Source organism: Photobacterium sp. GB-72 (genome assembly GCF_003026095.1).
GTDB lineage: Bacteria > Pseudomonadota > Gammaproteobacteria > Enterobacterales > Vibrionaceae > Photobacterium.
Window position 1 is genome coordinate 153,893 of the sequence record NZ_PYNV01000003.1, and the last position, 18,259, is coordinate 172,151.

14 protein-coding genes are annotated in these 18,259 nt (G+C 37.9%); 9 read left to right on the plus strand and 5 right to left on the minus strand.

Annotated features, from left to right (window positions below):
* The first annotated feature begins 9 nt into the window (after nt 1-9).
* The 6 genes from C9J40_RS06105 to C9J40_RS06130 are packed head-to-tail and all read left to right on the plus strand — an operon-like array spanning nt 10 to nt 8,057.
* Nucleotides 10-1,404 carry an HlyD family type I secretion periplasmic adaptor subunit gene (locus C9J40_RS06105; RefSeq protein WP_107246167.1) on the plus strand — a complete coding sequence of 465 codons (1,395 nt, stop codon included), beginning with the start codon at nt 10-12 and terminating at the stop codon, nt 1,402-1,404.
* A 10-nt stretch (nt 1,405-1,414) separates the two neighbouring features.
* Nucleotides 1,415-2,719 (plus strand): TolC family outer membrane protein, encoded by a 1,305-nt coding sequence (locus C9J40_RS06110; protein ID WP_369918792.1) that lies wholly within the window; start codon nt 1,415-1,417, stop codon nt 2,717-2,719.
* Nucleotides 2,720-2,730: 11 nt separating this feature from the next.
* Nucleotides 2,731-3,321: an OmpA family protein gene (locus C9J40_RS06115; protein WP_107246171.1), complete on the plus strand. Its 591-nt coding sequence runs from the start codon at nt 2,731-2,733 to the stop codon at nt 3,319-3,321.
* 15 nt (nt 3,322-3,336) lie between these two features.
* Complete coding sequence (locus C9J40_RS06120) at nt 3,337-3,990, plus strand: transglutaminase-like cysteine peptidase (protein ID WP_107206655.1); 654 nt, start codon at nt 3,337-3,339, stop codon at nt 3,988-3,990.
* Nucleotides 3,991-4,003: 13 nt separating this feature from the next.
* Complete coding sequence (locus tag C9J40_RS06125; RefSeq protein ID WP_107246173.1) at nt 4,004-5,932, plus strand: EAL domain-containing protein; 1,929 nt, start codon at nt 4,004-4,006, stop codon at nt 5,930-5,932.
* A gap of 1 nt (nt 5,933) precedes the next feature.
* Entirely contained in the window at nt 5,934-8,057 is a 2,124-nt protein-coding gene (locus C9J40_RS06130; protein ID WP_107206657.1) for a type I secretion system permease/ATPase, read from the plus strand.
* Between the two features lie 88 nt (nt 8,058-8,145).
* Here the strand turns inward: C9J40_RS06130 and C9J40_RS06135 are convergent, their stop codons facing one another.
* On the minus strand, nt 8,146-9,861 hold the full coding sequence (locus C9J40_RS06135) for a choice-of-anchor I family protein (RefSeq protein WP_107246174.1): 1,716 nt from the start codon (nt 9,859-9,861) through the stop codon (nt 8,146-8,148).
* A 349-nt stretch (nt 9,862-10,210) separates the two neighbouring features.
* On the opposite strand from C9J40_RS06135, the gene C9J40_RS06140 reads away from it, so the two are divergent.
* A complete protein-coding gene (locus tag C9J40_RS06140) occupies nt 10,211-10,906 on the plus strand; it encodes a MaoC family dehydratase (protein WP_107206659.1) in 696 nt (231 codons plus the stop codon).
* Between the two features lie 729 nt (nt 10,907-11,635).
* On the plus strand, nt 11,636-12,655 hold the full coding sequence (locus tag C9J40_RS06145) for a lipoate--protein ligase (protein ID WP_107206660.1): 1,020 nt from the start codon (nt 11,636-11,638) through the stop codon (nt 12,653-12,655).
* A 214-nt stretch (nt 12,656-12,869) separates the two neighbouring features.
* Here the strand turns inward: C9J40_RS06145 and C9J40_RS06150 are convergent, their stop codons facing one another.
* A complete protein-coding gene (locus C9J40_RS06150; RefSeq protein WP_107206661.1) occupies nt 12,870-13,796 on the minus strand; it encodes a cation diffusion facilitator family transporter in 927 nt (308 codons plus the stop codon).
* Nucleotides 13,797-14,301: 505 nt separating this feature from the next.
* Between C9J40_RS06150 and C9J40_RS06155 the strand changes: the two genes are divergently transcribed.
* Complete coding sequence (locus C9J40_RS06155; protein ID WP_107206662.1) at nt 14,302-14,592, plus strand: hypothetical protein; 291 nt, start codon at nt 14,302-14,304, stop codon at nt 14,590-14,592.
* Between the two features lie 297 nt (nt 14,593-14,889).
* Here C9J40_RS06155 and C9J40_RS06160 read toward each other — a convergent pair whose 3' ends face one another.
* The 3 genes from C9J40_RS06160 to secD all read right to left on the minus strand — a co-directional run bounded on the left by C9J40_RS06160 (nt 14,890) and on the right by secD (nt 18,099).
* Complete coding sequence (locus C9J40_RS06160; RefSeq protein WP_107206663.1) at nt 14,890-15,210, minus strand: hypothetical protein; 321 nt, start codon at nt 15,208-15,210, stop codon at nt 14,890-14,892.
* Between the two features lie 167 nt (nt 15,211-15,377).
* Nucleotides 15,378-16,280 (minus strand): protein translocase subunit SecF, encoded by a 903-nt coding sequence (secF, locus tag C9J40_RS06165; protein WP_107206664.1) that lies wholly within the window; start codon nt 16,278-16,280, stop codon nt 15,378-15,380.
* Between the two features lie 4 nt (nt 16,281-16,284).
* On the minus strand, nt 16,285-18,099 hold the full coding sequence (gene secD / locus C9J40_RS06170) for a protein translocase subunit SecD (RefSeq protein WP_107246176.1): 1,815 nt from the start codon (nt 18,097-18,099) through the stop codon (nt 16,285-16,287).
* Nucleotides 18,100-18,259: the final 160 nt, after the last annotated feature.

Consider the following 18,259-nt stretch of genomic DNA (forward strand, 5'->3'; position numbering starts at 1 on the left):
GGACAACTAATGAACAAGAAAAACACTTCTATTTCAGCAGACAACCTAGAGTATGTGGATGATAAATCAGCAGCATTGTTGCTTAATACCCCTAAAAGCGCTCGTGTTATTCTGTGGGTAATGATCTTATTCTTTGTCACGGCTTTCATTTGGGCTTACTTTGCCAAGTTAGATAAAGTGACCACCGGTAGCGGAAAAGTTATTCCGTCATCTCAACTTCAAGTCGTTCAAAACCTGGAAGGTGGTATTGTCAAAAAAGTGCTTGTTAAAGAAGGTGAACAAGTAAAGAAAGGTCAAACACTATTATTAATTGATGACACGCAATTTAAATCCGATTTTAAAGAAAAAACACAAAGCTTAGCTTCTATGCAAGCAGACTCCCAACGTTTAAATGCGTTACTTGCGAGCGTTACAGTGAGCAACAAAGCCGATAATACGCATTGGCGAAATAGTGTCACGATTGAACGTAAACCACCTGTTTTTGATGATACATTTAAAAAAGCACATTCAGCATTAGTTCGTCGGCAGCTCAATCAATTTACAGACAAATTAAATAACCTACAAAACCAGCTTTCTGTTGCTTCTGAGCAAGCATCGCAAAAAGAAAGAGAGTTGGCTGAAACACAATCTCGAGTCAGCAACTTACGTAACAGCTACAATATTGCTCTAAAAGAATACAATATTACGAAACCATTAGCTGAGGAAGGTGTTGTACCACGGATAGAATTACTGAAGTTACAACGGTCACTCAACGATACGAAACGTGATTTAAACTCTGCAAAAATGCAAATCCCTGTCACGCAAGCAGCGATTCAAGAAGCTGGCTTTAAGTACATTGATATTGCATTACAGTTCCGTTCAGATATTCAAGCACAACTAAATGAAACCAGTGACAAATTAGGGAGCTTAAGTGAAACCCAAATTGGTTTAGAAGATCGTGTTAAACGAACAACCGTGGTTTCACCGGTAACTGGCACAATTCAAAAAATATATGTCAATACTGTAGGTGGTGTTATTCAACCAGGCATGCCACTTGTGGAAATTGTTCCAACGGAAGATACCTTGCTAATAGAAGCTAAAATAGCACCGCAAGATATTGGCTTTCTACGACCAAATCTACCTGCAATTATTAAGTTTAGTGCCTATGATTTTACTAGCTATGGTGGTTTACATGGAACATTGGAAACAATCAGTGCAGATACAATCCAAGATAAAGAAGGCAATAGTTTCTATCAAGTCAGAATTCGTACTGATGCGAGTAGTTTAAAGGGACCTAATGGCGAAGCTTTACCGATTATACCCGGTATGACAGCCACCGTTGATATCATTACAGGAAAACGCTCTGTACTTGACTACCTTCTTAAACCAATACTCAAAGCGCGACATAACGCGTTAAGAGAATAATGAAGTGACTATGAAATATAAATTAAAAAAAATTACTCTTCTCATCGGTCTTCAATGTATGGCTGCGCCTGTAATGGCGCAATCATTGGAACAAGCTGTAGCTGAAACGCTCTCAAGTAATCCAGAGATTAAAAGTGCCTACAATGAGTTCCAAAGTAAGCATCAATTGATCAATGCTTCAAAAGGTGACTACCTACCAAGTGTCGATCTTGAAGCGGGTGTTGGCTATGACGATTACAAAGCGAAAAGCCCTTCTGGTGAATATAAACCTCGTAATGCGAAAATCAACATTCGACAGCTAATCTGGGATGGCTCGATTACGTACAACGATATTCAACGTAATAAGTCAGAAACAGAAGCAGAGCGTTATCAATTACTGTCTGATGCACAAGACAAAGCATTAAAAAGCACAGAAGCATATCTAAATGTGCTTCATGCTCAAGATGTACTCGCTTTGTCTGAATCAAACCTTAAAGTTCATCAAAAAATGTATTCAGACATTAAAAAACGTGCAGACTCAGGTATTGGATCAACAGCTGACTTAGCACAAGTCGAAGGCCGTTTAGCCAGTTCTAATACAAATCTACTGGCAGCACAAAGCAATTTGCAAGACAAGATCACCCAGTTTGTACGTATCGTTGGCCAGTATCCTAAAGATCTTGTAAAGCCTGAAGTTGACGTGAACTACCTACCAAAATCATTAGATGATGCATTAGAAAAAGCGAAGAAAAATAACCCTGTGGTACACGTTGCCTCAAATGACATTGACGCTGCTGAATATCAGTACAAGCAAGCAAAAGGTACGTTCTACCCATCATTTAGTATAGAAGCATCACAAGAATGGGGAGATGACTTAAATGGCTCTGAAGGTAAAACTGATGAGCTAAAAGCCATGCTAAAAATGCGCTATAACCTGTATAACGGTGGCAGTGATGTAGCAAAATCTCGTCGTGCTGCATACCAAATTAACAAATCTAAAGACATTCGTGATCGTGCTCACCACATGTTAGAAGAAGGTACTCGCCTATCTTGGAGTGCACTAGATTTAGCGAAAAAACAAAAACTGTTCTTGCAAGAGCACGTTGATGCCTCTTCACGTACCGTTATTGCATATGAAAAACAGTTTAAGATTGGTCAGCGTACATTACTGGATGTACTCAACACCGAAAACGAATTATTTGAAGCACGTAAAGCTTATTTAGCAGCTGAATATGATGGTATTTTAGCAAAATACCGTGTTCTTAATGCAACCGGTCTAATCCTTGATGAGATGCGCGTTGAGATCCCAGAAACTTGGGCAAAGTCTGTTAAATAAAAGGATTAAAAATGAAATACGTAATCACGGTTTTACTGTCTTTTTCTTTATTTGGTTGTTCACTCTCTGTACCGCAGCCTCCTATTGCAAAGCAAACAAAAGATCTGTTTGACGCAGATAGTGATGGTGTGATCAATCAGCGTGACCGCTGTGCTGATACGCCTATAGATGCCGTCGTAGATAACGATGGCTGTCCTACATATGTTAAAAATTCAGAAGAGAATAATATTCACGTATTATTTGCTAATGACTCTGCAGAAATCCCTGAAAGCTATATGGAAAACATTAGCAATATGAGTGAATTTTTAGCCAAATACCCAAAAACACACATTGAACTAAAAGGGTATGCGAGTCCAGTTGGTAACGCGGCATACAATGTTGCGTTATCAAAGCGCCGTGCTGCAGCTATTCGACAAGCACTGATCACTGAAGGGGTTGCACCGTCTCGCATTAAAACTATTGGTTTTGGTGATAGCGATCCTGTGAAAGCGTCAGATGTTGAAGAAAGTAACGCACTTAGCCGTCGCGTTGTCGCTCAAGTTGTTGGATCTCAAGGTAACGTTGTGAAAGAATGGAGTATCTATACTGTTCGTGAAAATTAATAAATAGAATCCACGTTGAAAAAAATAATCTTCTGGGCTCTGTGTTTAGTCGTGGCAGTGAATGTATTCGCTGCCACGAACAAGCAACAGATCGCAAAAATAGAACACTTTTACGGAGAAAGAGCTGGGAAACGAGCGACTGCGTGGCGAGCACTCATCCAAAATTCACAACACTTAAGTGAACAGCAAAAACTGAAAGCTGTTAATAACTTTTTCAATCAATTTGTTTTTATCAGTGATGAGAAGTTATGGGGTAAAGAAGATTACTGGGCCACACCTTATGAATTTGTAGGTGCAGGTGCCGGTGATTGTGAAGATTTTAGTATCGCCAAATACCAAGCATTAAGAGAACTGGGCATACCAGATAAAAAGCTGCGATTAATTTACGTAAAAGCTTTAGAACTGAATCAATTCCACATGGTTGTCGCTTACTACCCTACTCCCTCCTCTGTACCTCTAATTTTAGATAACTTAAAAGGTGAAATTTCACCTGCAACACAACGAAAAGATTTACTACCGATTTACAGCTTTAATGGTAGCAAGTTGTGGCTAATGAAAAATAGAGGGCAAAGTCAAGTCGCAGGAAAAGCGTCACGTCTTAGCCTATGGAACGACCTCCGTGATCGTTCCAATAAAATAATACTACACCGCCCTAAAAATACTTATTAACGAGTGAACATCAATGACACTTTATCGACAGCTTTTACTATGGATGCTGGTTGTATTTTTCGCATTTATCAGTGCGGTCTTTGCAATCCAATTCAGTACTACAAAAGACTATCTTGTTCACCAGCAATCAACAGAGTTAACTAATGCAATAAGCTCTGTTGGTTTTGCCCTGTCTCCTTACCTTGAAAATAAAGACATGGTTGCTGCAGAATCAGTGATAAGCGCAACGTTTGACTCAAGTTTTTACAGTGAAGTTAAACTGGAGCTCTTAGATTCCGACAAGAAAATCGTTCGTCAGTATCCTCTGAAGGTTGCTGGTGTACCTAGCTGGTTCCAAAGCCTCATTAATATTGAACCGATAACGCAATCAACAACACTTGCAAGTGGTTGGATGCAACTTGCAAACCTTACAGTAACAAGTAGCCCAGCTACAGCTTACCAACAATTGTGGAAAGCTACCGTGCAGCTCATGCTAGGTTTCGTTATATGTTCAGTTTTAGGTGCAATCGTTTTATCGCTTGTTCTCAATAAAGTATTACAACCGTTAAAACAGATCCAAAATAGTGCAAAAGAGATGGCATCACAGCATTTCACATCTTCTCTTCCAATGCCTCTCACCCGCGATCTAGCTGATGTGGTTACCGCTTTTAACTCAATGAACCAACAACTTCAAAGTCACTTTGAACAGCAAGCACAAGAGGCAGACAACCTTCGTATTCGTGCTTATCAAGACCCTGTATCAGGTTTGGCTAACCGTAGTTATCTCCTATCAAAAATTAACACCTGGCTATCTCATAAACCAAGTGGCGGTATGGCGTTATTGAAAGCAGATGATATTGAAGATAGCTATACTCAATCCGGCTATGAAGCTGGTGACCAATTAGTTCAAAAAGTTTCTTCTCGCTTAAAAGAACTGTCGAATGACGATGTAACCATTGCACGTCTAAACCAATCAGAGTTTGCTTTAATATCTCCTAACGCGACCAAAGAAGAACTTATCGAAACTGGTCGAAAAATGCTTAACATGACTTCAGAACTTAATTCAGATCCATTAGGCATAGCACCATTACATGCTGCTGTCGGCATTGTGATTTGTTCAGACAATGAAACAATCTCTACATTATTAGCCAGTGCTGATAATGCGTTAAACAAAGCACGACAAGAGCCTAAAGAACCACTCGCGCTGATTGAATCTCATGAGAAGAAAGAAACGGCATCATTAGGTAAGCAACAATGGAAAGCACTGGTTGATGAAGCTATCGCCAATAAGCTTATCCACTTCACATTCCAAAAAGCGATCAATGTTGGCAATAAAATACTGCATAAAGAAGCTTTCGCTTACATTCAAAAAGACAACCAGCGCTTTAATGCCGGTCAATTTTTATCTGCGATAGAACAACTCAATGAAGGTGCTAATTTTGACCGCTACATCGTTGATGCATTATTTAGCGATATAGAGAGAAATCCAACCTCTGTTCCTATTGCGATTAACATTACACAAAGCAGTATTAACGATACGGGTTTCATTCGTTGGTTAAACAGCAAGCTCCAAAGTTCACAGCAAATTAAAGATCGTGTTTTATTCGAATTACCTGAAATTTGCTTTATTAAGCAAATTGACAATGTATCTTTACTGTGTGAAATCATTCATCAAAATGGCTTCCGCTTTGGTATTGATAATTACGGGCATAACTTTAGCTCAGCTGGTTATTTAAATCGTCTCCGCCCAAACTACGTTAAATTAGATTTTGCTTATACCTCACAACTCGATGATCAGATAAAAACGGATGTACTTCAATCTATCACACGTACGGCCAATAACCTTTCTGTCACCACAATTGCAACACGCGTAGAAACGGCTGAGCAAAAAGATAAATTAGCTGCGATGGATATCCTCGGGTTCCAAGGTTTTGTTACTGATCAATTGAATCACGAGAATTAAAATGAAAGATCCTTTACTTCAGTCACTCGTATATGTCAGCCGTTTTTATGGTCAAGCAAATTCACCAGATGCTCTCGTGGCAGATTTACCATTAACTGATGGTTTACTTTCTCCTTTTCTTCTACCTCGCGCAGCAGAAAAAGCAGGACTGCAAGCCAAAGAAACAAAAATGGAATTGAAGAGTATCTCTTCTCTTCTATTTCCTGTCATCGCTCTACTTAAAGGTGGAGACGCATGTGTCGTTTTAAGTATTGATAAAGAAAAAGGTGAAGCCGAAGTTGTCCTGCCACAAAATGAAGGTAGTGAACAATGGATCAAATTGAATGAATTAAATGCGCAATACACGGGCCGGTTATTTTTAGTCAAAAAGCGCTTCCGCTACGATGAACGCTCGCCTGAAATTTTAAAAACGCGTGATGGCCACTGGTTTTGGAGTACCTTATGGGAATCTCGTAATATTTACCGTGATGTATTGATAGCCTCAATTCTTATCAATATATTTGCCATCGCCGCTCCCCTTTTCACTCGCTTAGTGTATGACAAAATTGTACCTAATTTAGCGTTTGATTCATTATGGGTGCTAGCCATTGGTATTACGGTTATTTTTGTCTTCGATTTGATATTAAAATTGCTGAGAAGCTATTTCATCGATCTTGCTGGTAAAAAATCAGATATATTAATATCAGCAAAAATATTTAGCCGTGTCATGGGTATTCGTATGGAAGCAAAACCAGCTTCTGTTGGTGCGTTTGCTCGCCACTTACAAGAGTTTGAATCTATTCGAGAGTTCTTTACCTCGGCAACCGTATCTTCATTAATCGATTTACCTTTTGCTCTGCTATTCCTACTGATCATCTACATAATGGCAGGGCCTTTAGCATTAGTACCTTTGATTGCTGTACTCATATTAGTGGCGTATAGCTTCTTTATCCAACGCCCACTTCGAAAAAGTATTGAAGAAGGCTCACGTCTTTCTTCGCAAAAACATGCCAACCTCATCGAAAGCCTATCAGGTTTAGAAACAGTTAAAATGTTTGGCGCACAAAGCCAATTCCAATACCGTTGGGAAGAAGCTGTCGCGCATATGTCTAACTGGAGTTTAAAATCACGTCGTTTAACAGACTCTGTACAAAATACCGCAGGTTTCTTACAGCAGTTCGTTTCTGTCGCAATGATTGTGGTAGGCGTGTATTTAATTGCCAATGGCGACCTCACTATGGGTGGTTTGATAGCCTCAACCATGTTAAGTGGACGTGCGGTTGGTCCAATGGTACAACTTGCCCTGCTTTCTACCCGTTATAACCAAGCAAAATCAGCAATGACGGTCATTGAACAATTGATGGCTATGCCACTAGAGCAAGAAGACGGCAAACGTTACATTCATCGCCCTGTTATTCGCGGAAAAATTGAATTTGATAATGTATCCTTTGCTTACCCCAATGCAACACATGCCGCGCTAAAAAATATTAACCTCACCATTAATCCTGGTGAAAAAGTGGCAATTATTGGTCGTATTGGTTCTGGTAAAACAAGCTTAGAACGTTTGTTAATGGGGCTATATAGACCAACAGAAGGTTCTGTTTTAATTGATGATACTGATATTAATCAACTTCATCATATTGATATCCGTAGGAATATTGGCTGTGTTCCACAAGATATCACGTTATTCTTTGGCTCAATTCGTGACAATATTACATTGGGGCGCCCGTTAGCCAGTGATAATGAAATATTATTAGCAGCAGAGCGTGCTGGCGTGACAGCCTTTACACAACACGATGCCGCAGGTTTAGAAAAACAAATTGGTGAAGGTGGTCATGCTATTTCCGGTGGTCAACGACAAGCAATTGCGATTGCGCGTGCATTCTTATCTAACCCACCCGTTATGATTATGGATGAACCAACGAGTAGTATGGATAACCGCTCTGAAATGTATATAAAACGTCAACTGACTAATATGACCCCAGAAGAAACACTGATTTTAATCACTCATAAAACCAGTATGCTTGATATTGTTGATCGACTTATTGTTATGGAGCAAGGACGCATTGTCGCCGATGGTCCAAAAGATGCCGTGTTGAAGTCACTCCGTGAAGGTAATGTAAGCCAGCCAAAATCAGAGCAATAATAACCGTCATCTTGTTTAATTAAATCACACATCAACGCCGATATCTTAATATAATAAAAAAGATATCGGCGTTTTTATTTATTAACAATTACTTAGTTGAGATTTCCCATACCGCAATACTGCCAGAAATTTCATTACCAATAATCACTAACGGCTTTTGAGTTGGGCTGTTTTTTGCTTCCACAAATGTCATGCCTTCAGGTGCCAAATCACCCGTGATCGCTTCGCCTTCTACAACACCACGATTAATGAAATAATCGACATAATGCGCTTTACGTGGTTCTGTAATATCATAAACAACTACCCCACCCATGCGCTCTAAACCAACAAAAGCATATGTCTTGTCACCCACTTTTCCGACGGTTAACGCTTCAGGTTCAGCACCTTTAGCGTCAGAACGCGCATCACCTGCATTTTCATCTTCATCATTATTAAATGCTTTACCGTGAATTTTAGCGGTGAGTTGTCCAATCTCATCACCCGAATCAAAAATCATCTTGCCTTGACTATCTAAAATAGAAAAAGAACGTCCGCCAAAGGTATATAGCTCTTCATACTTACCATCGCCATCTTTATCACCTAACTGAGGATTAACTTTAAGACGACCTATATCCGATTCATCATTTTTTAAATAATTAAAATTATCAGCAAGCATTAATTTTTTTGCGCGAATATCATTAACAAAAGACACACAGCCCTTTTTCTTGTCAAAATCTACTCCGCCTTGTGCTTTACATGATTCCTTATCTTTCGCATCAAAGAAATATTCGCGACCATCACCTTCATTTGCAATAACGACATAGTTCTTTCCATCTACACTATAACTTGCGAGAGTGTCAGGCTGGAACATGCCATAGAGTCCGGAATAAGTCTTCATATTAATGCCGCCATCTTTATCAGATGCATCCATTTTATATTTAGACCAATCTTTGAAACCTAGGCCTTTTAAAGTGAGTTTATTTGTCGCTAAATCAACAATAGCGATACCGTTATTTTCCTGCAACGACACATAAGCAGTTTTACTGTCTTTCGATATAGCGACATATTCAGGCTCTATGTCTTGGGCGACTGTTGTTATAATTTTCGAGCCCTTAATGGTTTGACCGCTAGGATTAGAAAAAACCATCCCTTGTTTTTCTAGTTCTGATTGTCTGCCATTAAAAGAAGTAAAGTCGAGTAATTCTGCTTTATCTGCCACTTTGCCATTATTAATACTAATAATACCAATAGAGCCTTCAGGATCGGTTAAGTAATCCCCTGATGGTTCACCCTCATTGGCGACGACAACTTTGGTTTCATCCGGTGTAAATGTCACCATATCTGGTAGATAACCCACTTCGACATTCTTAATAAATGCAGGTATGTCTTTACTTATGTCATAAAAAGCAATGACGCCTTTTTCACCTGTTTTATTAGCAGCCATAGCAACAGCAGCTAATCCTGATTTTTCAGCAATCGCAATACTATTCGCATTTCCTGCTGTATATTTATTTAAATCAATCGTATAGCTAGATTTTAAATTACTACCATTAACCACCCCTTCAGATGTTCGTTTGAGTTTTTTTAAGGGGGTATTAGCAATATCAACAATTTCTACCGTCGATGTCGAACCAGATCCATTAATTGCAAATATTCGTTTTTTGTTATTCTGGTACGCAACAATTTCAGCTGCACCTTCTGGCGATTCAGCATTAAGCAATGCACGTCCAATTAAATGTATATCAAATTGACTTTCAGCCTGAGCGTTAGAAAAAGGTATAGATAAAGACGAAATCAATAGCCCAGCAAATAATGGTTTTTTCACAGTTGATCCTTAACATTAATAAAAAACCACTACACTTTGGCAAACAAAAATGAAAATTTTACTACAATGGAAGGATGTTTTTATGACGAAGAGTAAAGGTGCAATATTCTCTAACATAATACTTATACTATTAAGTCATTAATTTAGTTATTAATTTTCTGACTAGCATGTAACTTAATAAAGGAATTATCATTAATACATTGCGCTATTTCATTGATTTAACTAAAATTCACTCATCGGATGAGTTAATTTATGCGACACAAAGCACGAAAAAGTTTGTGAAGATGTAATATCTCGCTAAAATACGTGCCCCCCTACAAGTGGGTTATATCAACGAAGGTTATGCTCTATGAAAGAAAAAGTAGTCGATTTTATCAAACGTAAGCGTGAAGACTTAGCGCATCACCAGTTTGAGTTTAAAGACTGGCTATCACCAACAATCCGAGATTACTGGGTTGAGTTCTTAAACAAAGCAAACAATAGCCAAATTGCTTCATGGGTTAAAGATCATAGCTTGGTTTCTGTCGCCAATGACAATGCTATAGAAGTTGAAAAGCCAGAACCTATTGAGATGCACCCTGAAGCTCAAAAGCTAATGAATACCTTAACTGCAACATTAGGTGAAGAAATTCATGTTGGGGAATGGTTAACAGTCGAGCAGTCACGTATTAACCATTTTGCTGATGTCACTGAAGATCACCAATGGATACATACTGATCCAGAGCGCGCACAAACAGAATCACCTTTTAAAACAACTATTGCTCATGGATTTTTAACACTGTCATTATTATCAGTATTAACAGATAGTGTCGATCCTAAAGATCAAAAATTTCCTACAGCCAAAATGACCGTGAATTATGGATTAAACCAAGTGCGCTTTCCATATCCTGTAAAATCAGGCGTAAATGTGCGTGCTCGTACTAAAATTCAATCCGTCACGCCAATTAAACGCGGCTTGGAAATTGTGCAAGAAATTACAGTTGAAATTGAAGGATGTCGTCGTCCTGGCTGTGTTGCTGAATCAGTTGTTCGCCTCTATTTCTAACAAATAAGAATAATAAGTCGCAAAGCCGAACATAATGTTCGGCTTTTTTATATAAAAATTAGCCTCGGAATAACGGTCATAATATGAACTCCATAAGCAACCTAACTTTCCATTAATGGCTCTTTATCGTAAATTTTTGCATGGTATGGTGAGAAGCTATCTCTACTATCGGTATATTAAAATGAAAAAGTGGTTTAAATTTCTTCCTCTTATTCTACTTGTGGGTTACTTCATCACTTATGATGTTGTTACACAAGTTGAAAGTACAACGCCCTCTGCACAAACCAGCCAGCAATAAATTTTCATCACGATTAGAGGCATGGTTTCAGCCATGCACTCATTTCAACTTTTTTAATTATTTGCTTTTCAGGTCAGTATTCTTTAACTACGCTTTATAGGGACAGGTTAGAAAATTAACATTTATGTTATCAACCTTACCTTTCAACAATAGCTATATGTTCTGACAACCTGCAATGTTATCCTAATTTTAAGCAATAAAACGCATTAAAATTCTCTATAGAGAAACATAAATATCATTCCCAAATCATATATTCTTCCAGTTTATAATATGTGATTTGGTTTTTTTTTAACTATTACTTTTGTTACATTTAGCGATTTAAGCCAAACCTCACCTCCTTGTACAATAGAAACAGAATCTTCCTCTGCTTTACCTCAATAACGTTACCCTGTAAATTCACTATATTGTCTAGTCATTGTCAGGTCTGTTAAATGTCCGTAACAACACGTGTTTTTATTTCTCAATCAACACAACCTTGGTTTAACCTTGCTGTTGAAGACGCTATTTTCCGAAATATGCCAGCCAATCAGCAGGTTCTCTTTTTATGGCGCAATGCGGATACAGTTGTGATTGGTCGAGCTCAAAATCCATGGAAAGAATGTAACACTAGGAAAATGGAGCAGGATGAGATCACCCTCGCTCGTCGTCAAAGTGGTGGCGGTGCAGTCTTTCATGATTTGGGTAATACTAATTTCACTTTTATGGCAGGAAAACCAAAATATGATAAAAACGTCTCAACAGAGATCGTTTTATCAGCCTTAAAACAACTTGGAATAAACGCAGCAGCAACAGGTCGAAACGATCTCGTTGTATCAACAAAAGACGGTGATCGAAAGTTTTCAGGTTCTGCATATAGAGAGACAATGGATCGTGGGTTTCATCATGGCACTCTTCTTCTAAGTGCAGATCTGACACGTTTAGCTAACTATCTAAATCCTGATAAAAAGAAACTAGAGGCTAAAGGGATCACATCCGTCAGATCTCGCGTTATCAACCTAAATGAACTTCTTCCAAATATAGACCATAAAAGTGTATGTAAAGCGATTACAGCCTCTTTTTTTGCCCACTATGGTGAATGTGTAGATATTGAGTATATCTCACCAGAAAACCTGCCAGACTTACCTGGATTTAAAGAAAAATACCAACAACAAGCAAGTTGGAACTGGAACTTTGGCAATACGCCCCAGTTTATGCATTCTCTTGATGAGCGCTTTTCTTGGGGAGGCGTTGAACTTCATTTAGATGTTAAAAAAGGTCATATCATTTCTGTAAAAATGTTCACAGATAGCTTAGATCCTACACCTATTGAGCTAGTTGAAAAAACACTCTTTGGTCTTGAATATAATGCAGCCACTATAAGTAACGCCATATCAGAATTAACAGTAGAGCAGGAGCAATATAAAAACGAGCTGTTCGATATTAATACATGGCTTAAACAGGTTATTATCTAGTCATTAATAGCGGCTTTATTCTTTCATTAAATTTAGATATTTGCCGCTTATTAATTATCTTCCCAATTAACCAAGTAGCCTTGATTATATATCCCCTACTATAAGAAGGTGTATAGCTGATATTGCTAATAATAGATATATTTAAAAATAAAGAGGTAATGTGCAGCAACAACATCGCCTCTTTAATTTTTTAAATTTATCGCCTCAAAATTAACTAGTTATTGTCATCACAGCTATCACAACAAGGATTTAATATTCGTTCTTGGCAGTTAAAAGGTTCAATGTGAATAATGATATCAACCACTTCATCTAACACTTCGAGTAAATGCATTTTAAAATTTTCTGCAATCGTATGCGCTTTATCTACACTCATTTCAGGATCGACAAGTAAATGAAAATCTAACAAAATTGTACTGCCAGTACGACGACTACGAATGGCATGTACTTCTTTGATATCCCTTTCCTCTGCCGCGTATGCTTGAATTTTATTTTCAATTTCAGCGTCAGCTTTCGCTTCTGTAATTTCAAGTACCGCAGGCCATAAAATTTCAGCCGCTGCTTTTAAAATCATAGCCGTAACAATTAGCGCGGCAATTTGATCTAAATAATGCAGTTCAGGTACAAAATAATTAGCAATAACAGCAATAGCGACAGGAAGAGAGCTAAGAGCATCAGAGCGGTGGTGCCATGCATTGGCATATAATGCCCGACTATTAATTTCTTTTGCTTTCACTGCAGTCCAGCGATACAGCACTTCTTTGACGACAATTGAGGTAACTGCAGCTGCAAACGCCAGCATACCAGGATGACTATGTGATTGTTCACTAATAGACGTCAGTGATTCCCAGCCAATACCAATACCAACAAGAGCGAGTAATATACCAATAAATATATTGGTTAACGTTTCAAAACGCCCATGACCATAAGGGTGTTCTTTATCGGCAGGCGCCGTCCAATAACGCGATCCAATAAGTATTGCAGTATCTGTGACTAGATCAGAAAAACTATGTACACCATCAGCAATAAGTGCCTGACTTCCCGTCATTTTACCAATAGTAATTTTGATAAATGCGAGGCTAATATTGGCGATCGATCCTATCCATGTAACTTTTTGTATAACTTTTACTGCTGTTTTAGGCATAATTAACCAATTAAGTAACTATTATAAACCAACACATAATAGCGAATTTTGTTCATGAATGAGACAAATTTTCTTTAATCATACTAAGTTAAACACTCAATTGTTCACTTACTTTGATTTAGATAATGACAATTAATCAGCGTAAAAATAAATTAAGTATTAGTTATCAATTGATTCTCTTAAAGTATTGTTTTCACTATACCTAATTAACAAAATTATACATGTAACACACCGAATAATTCGCCTACCAACATTCCATAAACATATATTTTGACAAATAACAACCTATTCATCATGCCTTTTTGAAATATTAATGAAACTATTCTTTGTTATATTTTATAAATCATATGATAAAAAATGTTGATAAAAGTAATAATTACCTTAAATATCATTTCAGATCACACTATCTATAAAAAATTTCAGGACTATATTTCATAATTTAGTTTTTTGTACATAATGAACATGTGAGTCAATATTTTATATTGATCAACATAAAGGACGTTTTATGAGAAATCTGGCAGATTTTATATATCAAATGGAAAGTGAATTGCAAAATTTCACTACTTGGGTACACGATTCAAGAGGACACTATAAAAAACTGCATATTTCTGATATTGATTGCAAAAATATAAGCTTAAGTGATTTTTTAGAAAATCAACTTAATGTTATTGTTGAAATTATCACAGACGATGGCACCAATTGCGCCTATTTACTGTTACCTGAAATCAACGTTGCAACCACTATCAACTTCGATAACGGAGATGTTATCTCTATTATCGATGCAAAAGCAGCATAAACACAGAAACACAGAAACACAGAAACACAGAAACACAGAAACACAGAAACACAGAAACACAGAAACACAGAAACACAGAAACAAATTAAACACGAACGATTAAGAAATACTACGGCTAGGCTTTCTTATTATTCACTCTAAAAAACAGATCATTTGATCTGTTTTTTTTTACCTGAACATTTTGCATCTTATTGTAAGAAGATTATTACATCTATATTCTTTTACCAAATTATTTATTGCGTTATTTGAGATTGGTCTCATCTTATCCATTAATTAGAATTTTCAGCATTTACAACTTTAAATAGATAAATTCTTAGCATTAATATCATCAATAACTTTCATTTCTCCCGTAGCACACGCTTGCATCCCATCATCCCATCCCATATTAAAGCGAGAGTCTGAACCATCTAATGTAGAGTCTTTCTTAAAACCAGCATTCGAATGACCTCTCTGAGCCAATACAGACTTGCAACCTTGGTTATAACCATAATAATAAATGCTATCGTGTTGAACATTACTGACATACTGTTCAGGTAAGAAACGTACTCCGTTATTAGCAGTATGAGTACAACCGAGCATCATAAGTGCGACAAATACTACAGTGATATTATTTTTCATTGAACGTCTCCTGTTAGATAATACTTCAGCAAATCAAGTTTGGCTCACTATCCAATAAATTGTTAATCGATTGTTGGTATTTTCACATGTCACATCACATTTAACGCAAAAAAAAAGCTGCCCTTAAGACTCGCTTAAGGACAGCTTTACAACTCTACATTTTCCGATTAAGGCTCTTCAGCTATTGGTTTCGGTTGGTAATGTTCAGGTTTTAAGCCTAAATACTCTGGTAATAATGTACCGACAGAGATTGAAGACCAAGTACCCGTTAAGATACCGATAAACATCGCAATAGAAAATCCTTGTAGTGACGAACCGCCTAATAACCATAGTGAGCTTATAGTCATTAATGTGGTACCAGATGTCACCATAGTACGAGAGAACGTAGCAACAATCGCTTCGTTGTTTGTCGTTTCAATATCTTGCTTAGGTTTCGCAATCAATAATTCACGAATGCGGTCAGCAATAACAATTGAGTCATTTAGCGAGTAACCTAGGATCGCTAGGATCGCAGCAAGTACTGTTAAATTAAATTCCATTTGCGTCATAGCAAAGAAACCAACAGCAAGAATAACGTCGTGTAATAACGCTAGTAATGCACCTGCAGCAAGACGCCATTCAAAACGGTAACTTAGATAACCTAAAATACATAGCATTGTTACTAATAGCGCTAAACCACCTTGCTCGGCCAACTCAGCACCAACTTGGGGACCAACAATACTGGTATTTAACACCTGTATATTGGCATGGAGCGGCGCAAGAACTTTTGTAATTTCTGGATAGTCAACACCTTTAGCTGGCGCTGCATAACGTAAAATCCAACGGCCCGGTTCATCTGCAGCAATAACAACAACATCTTGATTAAAGCCTGCATCCATTAATGGCTCAATTTCACTGTTTGTGATTTGGCTGTCCATTTGAATTTCACTAACAACACCGCCAGTAAAATCTAAACCCCAGTTAAGACCTCTTACACAAATAAAAGTAATAGAGATAACCATTAAGGCGATAGAGACAATACCTGTCATGTAACGCAATTTGGTTAAGTTTTTAATAATCCAATTTTTCATTGCGTTAAACCCTTACATTTCGACGCGAATCACGACCCCAAACCAAGTTAATAATGGCTCGAGAAGCGAAAATACCAGTAAACATACTTGTTAATAGACCAAGACCTAACGTCAATGCGAAGCCTTGAATTGGACCATTACCAATAGAGTAAAGCACAACAGCTGTGATCATTGTTGTGAAGTTAGCATCGAAAATAGTACCAAATGCACTGCTAAAACCACGGTCAATGGCTTGAGCCATGCTTCGACCATCACGGATCATATCGCGAATACGTTCAAATATAAGTACGTTGGTATCTACCGCCATACCGACGGTTAACACTAAACCAGCGATACCAGGTAAAGTTAATACCGCACCTGGAATCAACGCCAATAGACCAAATAGCATGATCATATTTGTAATAAGTGCAATGTTAGCAACCCAACCAAGACGACGGTACCACACAGCCATAAATAGCAGTGTTACACCCATACCTAGAGCAAGTGCAGCGAAACCATTTTTGATGTTTTCAGCACCCAATGTTGGACCAATAGTACGCTCTTCAACAATTGTTACAGGCGCAGTAAGCGAACCTGCACGTAGAAGTAAAGCAAGTTGCTGTGCATCTTCTAGCGAACCTGCCCCCGTAATACGGAAGCGACTACCTAATTGTGTTTGAATCGTTGCAACACTGATGATCTTATTAGTTTGTACCGTCTGACCTTGGGCATTACGGCTATATTCACTGTAAGACGTCGCCATTGGTTTACCCACATTCATACGTGAGAAATCAGACATGATCTTACCGCCAGCACTGTCCAGCGTAATATTTACTTCAGGCGTACCGTTTTCACCGAAACTTGCACGCGCATCAACAATGTGATCACCTGTAAGTACAGGCTTACGGCTAACACGAATAGGATTACCATTCTTATCAGGTAGAATCATTGTGCTACCTGTGCCTTCTTCTTTCACAGCATAGAAAGCAAGACTTGCTGTTGCACCAATAACATTTTTCGCTGCCGCTGGATCTTGAACACCAGGAAGTTCAATACGAATACGGTTTTCACCTTGACGCTGAACAGATGCTTCCGTGATACCAAGCTCTTCAATACGACTACGCATTGTTTGTAAGTTCTGCTGAACGGTTAGGTTACGCAAATCTGTTTTCTCTTTCTCACTAATTGTAAGAAGAAGATTATCAGCAGAACCATTGGTAGCTTGCCATTGTGGGTACTGTTCCCGAATAAACTGGCGAACCTTATTATTTGCCGCCTCACTAGGCAAACGAACAATAACTTCATCCATACCTTTTAATTCAGCACGACCGCCACGAATATCTTCCTTACGGAAATTAACGCGTAAGTCATCTATTAATTGCTGAGCATGGTTTTTGTAAACTTGCTTAACATCAACATCTAAAAGAAATTGAACACCACCGCGAAGGTCAAGACCTAGCTTAATTGGTTCAAAGCCCATGTCTTGTAGCCACATTGGAGCTGCTGGTTCTAATGCTAGCGTTAAACGTTTTTCACTTTTCAACAGTGTATCTAACGCCGCTTTAGTATCCGTCTGCTGTTTAGTGTTATCTAATACAACAATTGTTTTATCAGGCTTTTGTTCAATTTTTAGCGGTACAATATCATGTTCTTTTAACACCTTTTGAATTTCAAAAGGTGTCGGCATTGGACCGCCTTTATTGCTGATTTGTACAGCTTCATTGTCGCCATACCACGTTGGAATAGCACTTAATAACATTATTAAAACTGTCACAATTAACACAACATATTTCCATGCTGCGTAATGATTCAGAATCTGTTTAGTATTCTTTTTTCTCATTATATTTAGCCATGTACCTTGCAACAGACAGCCTGTCGCAGTCGATAGAACACCTATAATTATACCTTTATCACAAGAGTTTGTTAAAGATACTCATAAATATGACCACTTTTAAAGGATCAATATAATTACAGATACGATAAATAGAACTTAATAATCA